12 protein-coding genes are annotated in these 13,129 nt (G+C 70.6%); 2 read left to right on the plus strand and 10 right to left on the minus strand.

Annotation, left to right across the window (positions count from 1 at the left end):
- Positions 1–35: 35 nt before the first annotated feature.
- The 3 genes from V5F67_RS20675 to V5F67_RS20685 form a co-directional block, all read right to left on the minus strand.
- On the minus strand, positions 36–1,148 hold the full coding sequence (locus tag V5F67_RS20675; protein ID WP_394017896.1) for an alanine racemase: 1,113 nt from the start codon (positions 1,146–1,148) through the stop codon (positions 36–38).
- A gap of 2 nt (positions 1,149–1,150) precedes the next feature.
- A complete protein-coding gene (locus V5F67_RS20680) occupies positions 1,151–1,816 on the minus strand; it encodes a GntR family transcriptional regulator (RefSeq protein WP_394017897.1) in 666 nt (221 codons plus the stop codon).
- 183 nt (positions 1,817–1,999) lie between these two features.
- The gene (locus tag V5F67_RS20685) at positions 2,000–2,428 is read right to left on the minus strand and encodes an organic hydroperoxide resistance protein (protein ID WP_394017898.1); all 429 of its coding nucleotides are present in this window, start codon (positions 2,426–2,428) and stop codon (positions 2,000–2,002) included.
- Between the two features lie 201 nt (positions 2,429–2,629).
- On the opposite strand from V5F67_RS20685, the gene V5F67_RS20690 reads away from it, so the two are divergent.
- Positions 2,630–3,115, plus strand: a complete 486-nt coding sequence (locus V5F67_RS20690; protein ID WP_394017899.1) for a MarR family winged helix-turn-helix transcriptional regulator — start codon at positions 2,630–2,632, stop codon at positions 3,113–3,115.
- 131 nt (positions 3,116–3,246) lie between these two features.
- Positions 3,247–3,954 (plus strand): alpha/beta hydrolase, encoded by a 708-nt coding sequence (locus V5F67_RS20695; RefSeq protein ID WP_394017900.1) that lies wholly within the window; start codon positions 3,247–3,249, stop codon positions 3,952–3,954.
- A 139-nt stretch (positions 3,955–4,093) separates the two neighbouring features.
- Here V5F67_RS20695 and V5F67_RS20700 read toward each other — a convergent pair whose 3' ends face one another.
- From V5F67_RS20700 to V5F67_RS20730, 7 genes are all read right to left on the minus strand, one after another.
- Positions 4,094–4,267 carry a YdcH family protein gene (locus V5F67_RS20700; protein ID WP_394017901.1) on the minus strand — a complete coding sequence of 58 codons (174 nt, stop codon included), beginning with the start codon at positions 4,265–4,267 and terminating at the stop codon, positions 4,094–4,096.
- A 449-nt stretch (positions 4,268–4,716) separates the two neighbouring features.
- Positions 4,717–5,514 (minus strand): enoyl-CoA hydratase, encoded by a 798-nt coding sequence (locus V5F67_RS20705; protein WP_394017902.1) that lies wholly within the window; start codon positions 5,512–5,514, stop codon positions 4,717–4,719.
- Positions 5,511–6,737: a CaiB/BaiF CoA transferase family protein gene (locus V5F67_RS20710; protein WP_394017903.1), complete on the minus strand. Its 1,227-nt coding sequence runs from the start codon at positions 6,735–6,737 to the stop codon at positions 5,511–5,513. The genes V5F67_RS20705 and V5F67_RS20710 overlap by 4 nt, the downstream gene beginning before the upstream one ends.
- Positions 6,738–6,743: 6 nt before the next feature.
- A complete protein-coding gene (locus V5F67_RS20715) occupies positions 6,744–8,258 on the minus strand; it encodes a tripartite tricarboxylate transporter permease (protein WP_394017904.1) in 1,515 nt (504 codons plus the stop codon).
- Positions 8,259–8,399: 141 nt separating this feature from the next.
- Positions 8,400–8,945, minus strand: a complete 546-nt coding sequence (locus tag V5F67_RS20720; protein ID WP_394017905.1) for a tripartite tricarboxylate transporter TctB family protein — start codon at positions 8,943–8,945, stop codon at positions 8,400–8,402.
- A 60-nt stretch (positions 8,946–9,005) separates the two neighbouring features.
- Entirely contained in the window at positions 9,006–10,001 is a 996-nt protein-coding gene (locus V5F67_RS20725) for a Bug family tripartite tricarboxylate transporter substrate binding protein (RefSeq protein WP_394017906.1), read from the minus strand.
- Between the two features lie 122 nt (positions 10,002–10,123).
- A complete protein-coding gene (locus V5F67_RS20730) occupies positions 10,124–13,102 on the minus strand; it encodes an FAD-binding and (Fe-S)-binding domain-containing protein (RefSeq protein ID WP_394017907.1) in 2,979 nt (992 codons plus the stop codon).
- Positions 13,103–13,129: the final 27 nt, after the last annotated feature.

Raw genomic sequence — 13,129 nt, forward strand, 5'->3', positions numbered from 1 at the left:
CGCTTTACTTGCCCTTCGGGAAGCGTTGGAACGGCTTACGTCCGGGCGCCGCGCCCTTCGACCGGCCACAGCGCCTCGACCCGCCCCCGGCGGATGGCGACCACTGTGTCGTAGAGCGCCACGGTCGGGTCGCAGTGGGAAGGAACGAGGTCCAGCGCCTCGCCAAGGGCGGGGGCCAGCGCCGGGTCCGCGGCCTCGATCCGCCCCTGCTCGTCGCTCGCCTTGGTGAATGAAAGGTCACCGCGGCCTGCCACTTCGGGCATGCCGCAATCGAGATTGAGCGCCTTGGCGCCCGCATCCACGTAGCTCACGCCGTCCGAGCGGGCCCGAAGCACGGCGGTGCGCACGAACAGGCTCTGGGCGAAGGGCCTGTAGGGCCCGCCGCCCCGGTCGCGGTTGCGGGCATAGTCTGCGTCCATGAAGACGTAGGAGCCGGGCTGGATCTCGTTGAGCACGCCAGCCGTGCCGTCATCCAGGAAGCTGCCGGTGCCGCCGCCGGTGATGAGCGGGCACGGCAGCCCTTCCGCCTCGAGGATGGCGCGGGCGCGCGCGGCGCGGCGCGCGGTCTCGGCGGCGGCCGCCGCCCGCGCGCCGGCGTCGCGCACATGCTGGAGCGGGCCGCTATAGGCCTGGAGCCCACGCAAGACGAGACCGGGCGTGGCCGCCACCGCCCGCGCCACCGGCAGGAGATCCTGCGCGCAAAGGCCCATGCGGTCGTCTCCGGCATCGATCTCCACCAGCACCTCGAAGGTCACGCCATGGGCGATGGCCGCCGCCGAGAGCAGGGCGACGTGCGCCGCATCGGCGGTGAGCGTCGTCACCCGCGCGCGCCGCGCCAGCGCCGCGAGCCGCGCCAGCTTCTCCACGCCCACGATGTGGTTGGAGACCAGGAGGTCGCCGACCCCGCTCGGCAGCAGCGCCTCGGCCTCCGAGACCTTCTGGCAGCACAGGCCCACCGCGCCGGCGGCCAGCTGGCGGCGGGCGATCTCGACGCATTTGTGGGTCTTGGCGTGGGGGCGCAGCGCGAGGCCCGCCTGCCGCGCGAAGGCGGCCATGGCGGCGATGTTGGCCTCCAGCGCGTCGAGGTCCACCAGCAGAGCCGGCGTGTCGATGGCCGCGACCGGATCGCCGGGCCGTGCGGGCGGCATGCTCACTCGGCGGCGGCGGGCGCGTCCTCGCCGAGCGATTCGTGCACCATGCCCGACTTGTGCTTCAGGTGCTCCTTCAGGACCGCGGCGAGGCGCGGGCCGTCGCGCTGCTCCAGCGCCGCCATCATCTCCTCATGGTCGCGCACCGCCTCGGCCCAGCGCTCGGGCGACTTCTTGGCCGTGAAGCGCACCGCGTGGATGCGCACGAGGAGGGTCTGGTAGAGCTGGGTCAGCTCGGCATTGCCGGCGGCGGCGAAGAAGGCGTCGTGGATGGCGCGGTTGAGCTTCATGTAGGCGGCGGGATCGCCCTCGCGGAAATGACGCACCATCTCGTCGTGCATGCGGCGGATCTCGGCGATGCCGGCATCGGTGATCCGGGCGCAGGCGATCTCGCCCGCGAGCGCCTCCAGCGCGCCCATGATGGGGAAGAGCTGGTCCACCTCCTGCGGCGTGATGCGGGCGACGCTCGCGCCCCGATTGGGCGAGAGCACCACGAGGCCGGAGGAGGCCAGCACCTTCAAGGCCTCGCGCAAGGGGGTGCGGGAGACGCCGAAGCGCGCGCACAGCGCCTGCTCGTTGATCTTGTCGCCGGCGCGCAGCTCGCCCCGCAGCAGCATGCCGTGGAGCAGGTCCACGAGCTCGTCGTGCAGGCTGCGCCGTGAGATCAATCCCGCTTCGGACACCGTCGAACGCTCCGCCGGGCGGCGGCGCCCGTGCGCCGGCTGCTTCGCCCGATGGAATTATGAATGCATCCGGGGGCGGTGTTCAATCCTTCAAGCCGGCAAGCCGGCAAGCCGGAGGTCCTTCAAGTCGCGGGCATGCGCCCCTCCGTCGGGAGGGGCGCCGCGCGATCAGACCACCGAGAGCTTCACGTCGATGTTGCCGCGGGTGGCGTTGGAATAGGGGCAGACCTGGTGCGCCTTCTCCACCAGCGCCTCGGCGGCGGCGCGCTCGACGCCGGGCAGGCTCACCGCGAGGGCGATCTCTAGGCCGAAGCCGCCTTCCGAGCGGGGGCCGATGCCCACCGTGGCGGTCACGGTGGCGTCCGCCGGCACCTTGGCGGTGCCGCCCTGGGAGGCCACGAACTGCATGGCGCTCAGGAAGCAGGCGGCATAGCCGGCGGCGAACAGCTGCTCGGGATTGACGCCCTCGGCGCCGGCGCCGCCCAGCTCCTTGGGGCGCGACAGCTTCACGTCCAGCGCCCCGTCGAGGGTGGCGGAACGGCCATCGCGGCCGCCATTGGCGCGGGCGGAGGTGGAGTACAGGACGTTGACGGACATTGATTTTCTCCTGGCTTGGGTCGCTCGCGGGTTTATAATCGTGAGCGATTTAATCGGACACGATTTTTCTATTCGATGGCGACCCGCGTGTCAATGCTTGCGATTATATCGTGCGATAATTATTTTCGGTGCCGCGCGGCCCCGCCCGCATCCACCATGCCGCTCCCGCCGTCACGGCGGGGTCGGACAGGACCCTCCGCCATGCCGCACCCTCAGCCGCCGGACCGCCCCAAAGGGGCCGCCGCCATCCCCCCGCTCGACGACTTCCTGTGCTTCGCGCTCTATGCGGCAAGCCATGCCATGACACGATTCTACAAGCCGCTGCTCGACCCGCTCGGGCTCACCTATCCGCAGTATCTCGCCATGGTGGCGCTGTGGGAGAAGGGGGAGCGGACGGTGGGGGAGCTCGGCGAGGCGCTGGGGCTCGAATCGAGCACCCTCACCCCGCTCCTGAAGCGCCTGGAGGCCATGGGCCATGTGGTCCGGGCCCGCGATTCCAGGGATGAGCGGGTGGTGCGGGTGCGCCTCACCGACCAGGGCCTGGCCCTGCGAGAGCGCGCCGCGACGGTGCCCGGATGCCTGTTCGCGGCGTCGGGACTGTCCCTGGACGAGCTGGTCGGGCTGCGCCGGCAGCTGGTCGTCCTGCGCCGCGCTTTGGAGGCGGATGAAACGACCGCAGGCGCTTGAGGCGCCTGTGGCCGCGGGACCGCCCGGAAGTCCCGGCAGCGAATCCTCGGCATGGCGTCCAGGCCCTTGACGTCCCGGCTCGCGGCGGCAATGGATCGGGTGTTCCGTATCCGGTCGACCAGGGAAACGCGATGCTCGACGGCGCTCTCGACCCCGGCCTTGCCGGTCGCCTCTCCTTCACGCCCGACGCGCCGCGCACCCGGCCGGCCCTGCCGGCCGGACGGAACGACCTCGGCCTGTTCGCCGAGCGCGACGCGCTGCTGGTGGTGCCCGAGGGCATCGACCCGGCCGCCCCCACCCCGCTGATGGTGCTGTTCCACGGCGGCGGCGGCAGCGCGCAGAAGATCCTGCCCATGATGGAGCAGCATGCGGTGTCGCGCGGCTTCCTGCTGCTGGTGCCGCAGTCGCTCTTTCCCACCTGGGACATCGTCATCGCCGGCAACGGCCCGGACCGCGAGCGGCTCGACCAGGCGCTGGCCGAGGTCGCCGCCCGCTACACGCTCGATCCCGCGCACATCGCCTTTGCCGGCCATTCAGACGGCGGCAGCTACGCGCTCTCGCTCGGGCTCACCAACGGGCGGTTCGTGACCCACGTCATCGTCTCGTCCGCCGGCTTCATGTCGGTGCACCTGCAGGAGGGGGCGCCGCGGGTCTTCCTCTCCCACGGCATCGAGGACACGCAGATCCCCATCGACCGCAGCGGCCGTGCCCATGCGCGCCTGCTGAAGGCGGCGGGCTACGACCTGACCTACATGGAGTATCACGGCCCCCACGCCTGGCAGCCGCCGGTGGCGGCGCTCTCCGTGGGCTTCTTCCTGAACGATGCGGCGCCGGCATAGCGCAGCGCCCCGGCCCGCCGCGCGGATCGGGGCGCACGCTCCGGCGCCGGATCGTGCTCCGGCCGGGCGACATCGGGCGATGCGCCAGCCCCGCAAGGGACCGGAGCCTGCGCCCGATCGATACCCGGTTTTGAGGAGGTCAGTGGACCGTTGCGGCGGTGCGCGTGATCTGGTCCTTCAGCACCAGCTTCTTGCGCTTCAGTTCCGCCAATCGGAGCGGATCGGAGCCCGGATAGGCAAGCTCCCGGTTGATTTCCTGCTGGATGGCCGCGTGACGACGCTTCAGTTCGTCAAGGTGCGACTGGATGGACATGAAGTGCCTCTCCTTGTCTGCAACGCGTGGACATGAAGACTGTCACGGAGATGGCAAAGAGTCGAACCCAATTCGCGCCTGATCGCGAAAATCTCATCCCGTCGCCGCGCCAGCGGTACGCCGGCGCCTTCGGCGGTAGCTGCGCGCCGAAGGATCAGGAAGCATTTCTTACTTGAACCTTACTTGCCCGAGGCCCGCCTTTGCCGGGCGCCTTCGCAGCCCCCGCCGCCGTCCGCCGCGCCCGCGGCGCCCGCGGCGCCCCTCGGGAGACAGGCCCGGCACGATGCCCGAAGCCGGGGACCGAGGGTGTCCGCCCACGCCGTCTCCAGCGGCGTGGCGTGGATGCCCGGTCAAGCCCGGTCAAGCCCGGTCAAGCCCGGGCATGACGGCTGGACGGGTGGACGGGTGGACACATGCGCGGCGGCCGGCCCGGCCGCCCTTCCCTCCGCCTAGCGGCCTTCCCACTCGGCCTTGCGCTTCTGGGTGAAGGCCTTCACCCCGGCCTTGAAGTCGGCGCTGCCATAGACCGCGCGCACCAGGTCCTCGTCGCGCGGCGTGAGGTCGGTGCGCAGGCGCAGCAGCGCCGCCCTGGTGGCGGCCATGGTCAGCGGCGCGTGGCTCTTCAGCGCCGCGCACAGCACCCGCACCTTGGCGTTCAGCTCCTCGGGCGGCACCACCGCGGCGAGATAGCCGGTGGGCGCGATCTCCTCGGCGGTGGGCATCTCGGCGAGCAGCAGCATGCGCTTCACCCAGGCCTCCCCCAGGGTGGCGGAAAGCCGCGCCAGGTTCGCCGCCGAGAGGCAGTTTCCCAGCGTCGAGGCGATCGGCACCCCGAAGCGCGTGCCCGCCGCCGCCACCCTCAGGTCGCAGGCATTGGCGATCGCCATGCCGCCGCCGGCGGCCACGCCTTCCACCACCGCCAGCGTCGGCACGGAAAGCTGCTCGATGCCGGCGAGGAAGCGCTCCACCTTCTTCTCGTAGGCGATGCCGTCCTCGCCGGAGGCGAAGGCGTCGAACTGGGAGATGTCGGTGCCGGCCACGAACGCCTTGCCGCCGGCCCCGCGCAGCACGCACACGCGCACGCTCGGGTCGGCGGCGATGGCGGCGCAGGCCTCGGCCAGCTCCTCATACATGCGCCAGGTCATGGCGTTGCGGGCGGCCGGGCGGTCGAAGGTGATGCGGGCGACGCCGTCGGCGATGGCGAGGCGGGTGGTTCCCTCCGCGCGGGCTGCTGCCTCGCCGCTCATGCCGCATCCGGCGAGAACGCGCCGGCCTCCTCCAGCGCCGCGAGCGCCGCCGCGTCGAGCCCGGCCTCGGCCAGGACCTCGCGCGTGTGCTCGCCGAGCAGCGGGGGATGCCGCCGCACCTGCTGGGGAGTGCCGGTGAGCTTCACCGGAAAGCCGATATTGGGCACCCTGCCCTCGATCGGGTGATCGATCTCCATGCGCATCCCCCTGTGCCGCCCGTGCTCGCTGTCGAAGGCTTCAGGGTATGTGTGCATGGCGCCCGCGGGAAGACCCATGGCGAGCAATTCCCCAACCCATTCCTCTGAGTTGCGGGTGACGAAGGTCTCTTCCAGCGCGGCGATCAGCGCCTCGCGGTTCCTGAGGCGCGCCGGATTGTCGGCGAAGCGCGGGTCGGCGAGCAGTTCCGGCCGGCCGATGGCCTCGCACAGGCGCGTCCACAGGCGCTGGTTGGTGGCGCCCATGACGAACCAGCCGTCCTTGGAGCGCACCGCCTGGTAGGGCGCGCTCATCTTGTTGGAGGTGCCCACCGGACCCGGCACCACGCCGGTGCCCCAGTATTCGCACACGTCCCAGATGGAGAAGGCGAGCGCGGCGTCGAACAGGCTGGCGTCGATGAACTGGCCCATGCCGGTGCGCTGGCGGCCGATATAGGCCGAGAGGATGGCATAGGTGGCGAACAGCGCGCAGCCGATGTCGGCCACCGGCACGCCGGCCTTCACCGGCGGCATGCCGGGATGGCCGGTGACGCTCATGACGCCGGACATGGCCTGCGCCATCAGGTCGAAGCCCGGCCGCTCCGCCCACGGCCCGGACTGCCCGAAGCCGGAGATGGAGGCGTAGACCAGCTGCGGGTTGCGCGCGGCGAGCGTCTCGTAGTCGATGCCGAGCTTGCGGGTGACGCCCGGCCGGTAGTTCTCCACCAGGATGTCGGCGCCGTCGGCGAGCGCATAGAAGGCGCGGCGCCCGGCCTCGCTCTTCAGGTTCAGCGCCACCGAGCGCTTGTTGCGGTTCATGTTGAGGAAGCCGAGGCTGTCCGAGCCCTTCAGCTTGAAGCCCATGGCGGAGCGGGTCTGGTCGCCGGTGCCCGGCGGCTCGATCTTGATCACATCGGCGCCGAGGTCGCCCAGCAGCATGGCGCAGACCGGGCCGGCCATGACCTGGCTGACGTCGAGCACCCGCACCCCTTCCAGGGGCAGCGGGCGGGCGGCGGGGACCTCGTCCATGGCCGCTCAGCGGGCCTGGAGGTGTGCGCCGCGCGGCATCAGCCGGTCCTTCAGCGCGGAGATGAGCGGCCAGAACAGCATGATCAGCGCCAGCGTCATGATGGTGCCGACGAGGCCGTTGGACCAGAACACGCGGAAGTCGCCGCCCGAGCCGATCATGGTGAGGCGGAACGCATCCTCCGCCCGCGAGCCCAGCACCAGCGCGAGCGTGAGCGGGGCGAGCGGGATGTCCATCTTCTTGAACACGTAGCCCACCACGCCGAAGCCCAGCATCATCCACACGTCGAACATGGCGTTCTGGATGGCGAAGGCGCCGATGGCGCAGGAGACGAGGATCATCGGCGCGATGGCCGCGAACGGCACCCGCAGCACCGCGGCGAACACCGGCACCGTGGAGAGCACCAGGAACAGGCCGATGATGTTGCCGAGATACATGGAGGCGATGAGGCCCCACACGAAGTCCTTCTGCTCCACGAACAGCAGCGGGCCGGGATTGAGGCCCCACACCATCAGGCCGCCGAGCAGGATCGCCGCGGTGCCGGAGCCGGGAATGCCGAGCGCCAGCATGGGCAGGAGCGCGGCGGTGCCGGCGGCATGGGCCGCCGTCTCGGGCGCGAACACGCCCTCGATGCGGCCCTTGCCGAAGCTCTCGGGGTTGCGGGAGAAGCGCTTGGCGAGGTTGTAGCCCATGAAGGAGGCGGCGATCGCCCCGCCCGGCGTCACCCCGAGCCAGCAGCCGACGACGGACGAGCGCAGCAAGGTGAGCCAGTAGCGCGGCAGGTCCAGCCACACCTTCAGCACCACCTTGGGGCTGATCTTCGCCACATGGCCGCGCAAGGCGAGGCGCTCCTCCATGGTGAGCAGGATCTCGCTGACCCCGAACAGGCCGATCACCGCGACGAGGAAGTTCACCCCGCGCAAGAGCTCGGTGGTGCCGAAGGTCATGCGCAGCGTGCCCGACACCGTGTCCATGCCGATGCCGGCGAGCAGGAAGCCCAGCGACAGCGAGATGACGATCTTGTGCCGGCTCTCGCGGCCGAGGCCCACGAACGAGCAGAAGGTGAGGAAGTAGACGGCGAAGAATTCCGGCGGCCCGAACTTGAGGGCGAAGCTGGCGATGCTCGGCGCCAGGAAGGTGATGAGCAGGATCGCCACCAGCGATCCGATGAAGGACGAGGTGAAGGCCGCGGTCAATGCTTCCGCCGCCTTCCCCTGCTGGGCCATGGGATAGCCGTCGAATGTGGTGGCGACGCTCCACGCCTCGCCGGGAATGTTGAACAGGATCGAGGTGATCGCCCCGCCGAACAGCGCCCCCCAGTAGATGCAGGACAGCATCACGATGGCGGAGGTCGGGTCCATGGTGAAGGTGAGCGGTAGCAGGATCGCGACCCCGTTCGGGCCGCCGAGGCCCGGCAGCACGCCCACGAACACGCCGAGCACGAGGCCCAGCATCATCAGGCTGATCTTGTCCGGCGTCAGCAGCACGCCGAAGCCCTGGAACAGCAGGTCGAACGCTTCCATGCCCCAAATCCCCGAATGCTTGCGTCGTCGTGGCGAGGCGACCCGCAGGGCCGCCGCCTGAATCTTCATGGCCGGGCGGCCCAAAGGGCCGCCACCTGAATCTTCGTGACCGGGCGGCCCGAAGGGCCGCCCGGTGCGGGATCAGAAGCCGAGCGCGGCCTCAAGCGGTCCCTTGGGCATGATCACGTTGAAGGCGACCTCGAAGGTCAGGAAGATCACCAGCGCGAACACGAGCGCGGTCACGAGCGACTTCCACCAAGAGATGCCGCCGACGATCCGCATGAAGCCCGCCACCAGCACGAAGCTCGCCACATAGATGCCGAGATACTGGGTCGCGGCAACGAACAGCACCGAGGGCACGAACACCTGGAGCACGCGGGCGAACTGGGCCCTGGTCACGAACGCCTCGCCCGCGGCGGACTTCAGCAGCGTCTCGCCGAGGCCGTAGAGCGCGGCGAGGCCGAGCAGGACGGAAAGGTAGAACGGGAAGTATCCCGCCTCCGGCCCGTCCGGCTGCCAGCTGATGCCGGTGCGCACATTGTCCCAGCCGAGCACGGTGGCGAGGCCGATGAGCAGCGCCATCACCACCGCCTCCACCAGGCGCGAGCCGATGAGCGGACGATCGGGCTCGGCGATGCGCACCGTGTCCGGCGCGCCCTGGGTCACGTTGATCTCGTCCTGGCTCATGGCAGGCCCCTCGGAACGGAACGGGCCGCGCGCACCGGGCGCGGCCCGCCAGGGTCGGGTTCAGTTGGCGACGAAGCCCGCGGCGGTCATAAGGTCCTTGTGCAGGGCCTCGTCCTTGGCGAGGAAGTCGGTCATCGCCGCGCCGGTCAGGAACACCGGTTTGAGCGCCTGCTTCTCCAGGTATTCCTTGAACTCGGGCGTGGCGCTGATCTTCTTGAACAGGTCCTGGTACCAGGCGATCTGCTCGGCGCTCGCCCCCGGCGGCAGGAAGATGCCGCGCAGCATGGAATAGGAGACGTCCAGCCCCTCGCTCTTGCAGGTGGGGATGTCGGACCAGGACTGGGTGGCCGTCACCTTCGCCGTGTAGCCCATGCGCTCGTTGGCGAACACGCACAGCGCCCGCACCTGGCCGGCGCGCCACACTTCGAGGTTCTCGGACGGGTTGTTGGTGTTGGCGGCGATGTGGTTGCCCACCAGCTGGGTCGCCGCCTCACCGCCCGACTTGTAGGGCAGGTAGGCGAACTTGGCGCCGGTCTTCTTCTCCATGAAGGCGACGATGATGTGGTCCTCGCGCTTCGACCCGGTGCCGCCGATCTTGAGCGGCGGGTTCGCCGCCTTGGCCGCGTCGATGAAGTCCTTGACCGTCTTGTAGGGGCCTTCCGCATTGGTCCACAGCACGAACTCATCCAAGGCGACGATCGCCACCGGGCTGAGCTCACGCCAGTTGAAGGGGATCTTGGCGGCGAGCGGCAGCGTGTAGATCAGCGAATAGGCGATGACGAACTTGTGGGGGTCGTTGGCGGAGGCCTTCATGTCCATGAGCGCCTCGGCCCCGGAGGCGCCGCCCTTCAGCGACACCACCACCGGCTTCTTGATGAACTCATGCTTCTGGATCACCGCCTGGAGCATGCGCGCCATCTGGTCGGAGGCGCCGCCAGCGCCGGCCGCGACGATGATCTCCACCGATTTCTGCGGCTCCCAGGCCGCCGAGGCCGGGACGGCCGCCATGGCCAGGCCGAGCGTGAGGGCACTACCGAAGACAAGTCTCCCGAGCATGTTTCCTCTCCTTGGATACGGCGTTTCTCGCCATTTGAATTCATTATGCAGTTTCGACTTGGACCCGCAAGCGCAGCCTTTCCGTCGGTCCTCGAATTCCGCGCCCGGGCCGGGCCCCGCGGCTATTCCGCCGCCTCCTTCAGCGCCGGCCGCGCCTTGGCGGCGGCGACCGCGCGCGCCAGCACCTGCGCCACGTGCACCGCGCGATGCGGCGTGCCGTCGGCGATCTGGTGGCGGCAGGAGGTGCCGTCGGCGACCACCAGCGTGTCCGCGTCCGCCGCCCGCACCGCCGGCAGCAGCGACAGCTCGCCCATGGCCTTCGACACCGCCACCGTCTCCACGCCGTAGCCGAACGCCCCGGCCATGCCGCAGCAGCTGGTCTCCACCGTCTCCACGGCGAGGCCCGGCACCAGGCGCAGCGCCTGCTCCACCGCGCCCATGGCGGCGAAGCTCTTCTGGTGGCAGTGGCCGTGCAGCAGCGCGCGCGGCGCCACCGGCGCGAGGTCGAGCCTGAGCCGGCCGGCTTTGGCCTCGCGGGCGAGGAACTCCTCGAACAGCAGCGCGGCGGCGGCGAGCCTGTCCGCCGCCTTGCCGGGCAGGAGCGCCGGCACCTCGTCGCGGAACGAGAGCAGGCAGCTCGGCTCCAGGCCGATCACCGGCACCCCTTCCTCCAGCCGCGGGCCGAGCGCGTCGAGCACCCGCCGCGCCTCCTTCTTCGCCTCCTCCACCGCGCCGATGGAGAGGAAGGTGCGCCCGCAGCACAGCGGGCGGGCGGAGCCGTCCTTCGGCCGCGCGATCTCCACCCGGTAGCCGGCGGCGGCGAGCACGGCGATGGCGGCGTCCAGGTTCTCGCGCTCGAAATAGCGGTTGAAGGTGTCCGCCAGCAGGATCACCGGCCGCCCGCCCACCGGACCGAAGGCGAAGGCGGCATCGTCGAACACGTCGCGGCGCCAGCGCGGCAGCGCCCGCTCGGCGGCAAATCCCGTCATGCGCTCGGCGAGCCTCGCCAGGCCCGGCACCCCATCGCGCAGGTTCAGGAGCGCCGGCACCCTGGCGGCGAACGGCGCGTAGCGCGGCAGGAAGCCGACCAGATAGTCCCTGACAGAGTGGCCGAAGCGCGCCGCGCGCGCCGCCAGCGCCTCGATCTTGAAGCGCGCCATGTCGACGCCGGTCGGGCACTCGCGGCGGCAGCCCTTGCAGGAGACGCACAGCTTCAGCGCCGCCATCATCTCGTCGGAAGTGAAGGCGTCCTCGCCCAGCTGGCCGGACAGGGCGAGGCGCAGCGTGTTGGCGCGCCCGCGCGTCACGTCCCTCTCGTCCCGCGTCACCCGGTAGGAGGGGCACATGGTGCCGCCGGAGAGCCTGCGGCAGGCGCCGTTGTTGTTGCACATCTCCACCGCGCCCTGGAGCCCGCCGGAGGCGCCGGGAAAGGCGGACCAGTCGAGATGGGTCCTCACCTCGACGGGGTGGTAATGCGGCCCGTAGCGGAACAGCGTCCGGTCGTCGAACCTCGGCGCGTCGACGATCTTGCCAGGGTTCAGCAGGCCGCGCGGATCAAAGGCGCGCTTGACCTCGCCGAACGCCGCGACGAGGCGCCCGCCGAACATGAATTCGTGGAACTCCGAGCGCACGATGCCGTCGCCGTGCTCGCCCGAGTGCGAGCCCTTGTAGGCGCGCACCAGCGCGAACGCCTCCTCGGCGATGGCGCGCATGCGCCTCACGTCGAGGTCCTGGCGCAGGTTCAGCACCGGGCGCACGTGCAGGCAGCCGACCGAGGCGTGGGCATACCAGGTGCCGCGCGTGCCGTTCCTCTCGAACACGTCGGTCAGGCGCGCGGTGTAGTCGGCGAGGTGCTCCAGCGGCACCGCGCAATCCTCCACGAAGGACACCGGCTTTCCCTGGTCCTTCATGGACATCATGATGTTGAGGCCGGAGGTGCGCAGGTCGGCGATGGCCGCCTGGAGCCCCGGCTCGATGACATCCACCACCCCGCCCCAATGCGCGCCCGCCTGGTCCCAGCCGAGGCCGATGTCGCCCATCAGCTCGTGGAGGCGCGCCAGGCGGCGGGCGTTCTCCGCGTCGTCCTCGGCGAACTCCACCAGCAGGATCGCCTCCGGCCGCCCGCGCACGAACGCCTCCAGCGTCGGGCGGAACATGGCGATGTCGGAAGCAAGATCCAGCAGCGTGCGGTCCACCAGCTCCACGGCGATGGGGCCGAGCTTCACGATGTGCTGGGCGGCGTCCATGGCGGCATGGAAGGAGCCGAAATGGCACGCCCCCACCGCCCGCCGGCCCATGAGCGGCCACAGCTTCAGCTCGATGGCGGTGGAGAAGCCGAGCGTGCCTTCCGAGCCCACCAGCAGGTGGGCGAGATTGATCTCGGCGGCCGGCACCAGCGCGTCGAGATTGTAGCCGCCCACCCGGCGCTGCACCTTCGGGAAGCGTGCCGCGATCTCGTGCGCCTCCCGCACGCCGAGCGCGGCGAGGGCCTCGGCGAGCGGGCGCAGCGGCGCGGTCGCGGGCAGGTCCGAGAGGTCGCCCTTCACCGCGCCGAAGCGGGCCTTGGCGCCGCTCGCCAGCAGCGCGTCGATGGCGACCACGTTGTCGCGCGTGGTGCCGTAGCGCAGCGAGCGGCCGCCGCAGGAATTGTTGCCCACCATGCCGCCGATGGTGGCGCGCGAGGCGGTGGAGACGTCCACCGGGAACCACAGGCCGTGCGGCCGCAGCTGGCGGTTCAGCTCGTCGAGCACGATGCCCGGCTCCACCACCGCGCGGCGGCCGGCGACATCCAGCTCCAGGATGGCGGTGAGGTGGCGCGAGCAGTCGACGATCAGGCCGGTGTTGATGGTCTGCCCGCACTGGGAGGTGCCGCCGCCGCGGGCGGTCACGGGCACCAGCTCCTCCAGGGCAATGGCGACGGCGCGCTCGGCCTCGGCGCGCGTCCTCGGCACGACGACACCGGCGGGCATCTGCTGGTAGGCCGAGGCGTCGGTGGCGTAGCGTCCCCGGCTGAAGCGGTCGAACAGGACCTCGCCCGCAAGCTCCGCCTTCAGGCGCCGCTCAAGGCCGGGCGCCATTGTCCGTGCCACGGTCGCAGCCATCGCCGGAGCGCTCCCCAGAAAAGTATT

The sequence above is a fragment of the Xanthobacter pseudotagetidis genome (genome assembly GCF_043194795.2).
Classification (GTDB): Bacteria; Pseudomonadota; Alphaproteobacteria; order Rhizobiales; family Xanthobacteraceae; genus Xanthobacter; species Xanthobacter tagetidis_A.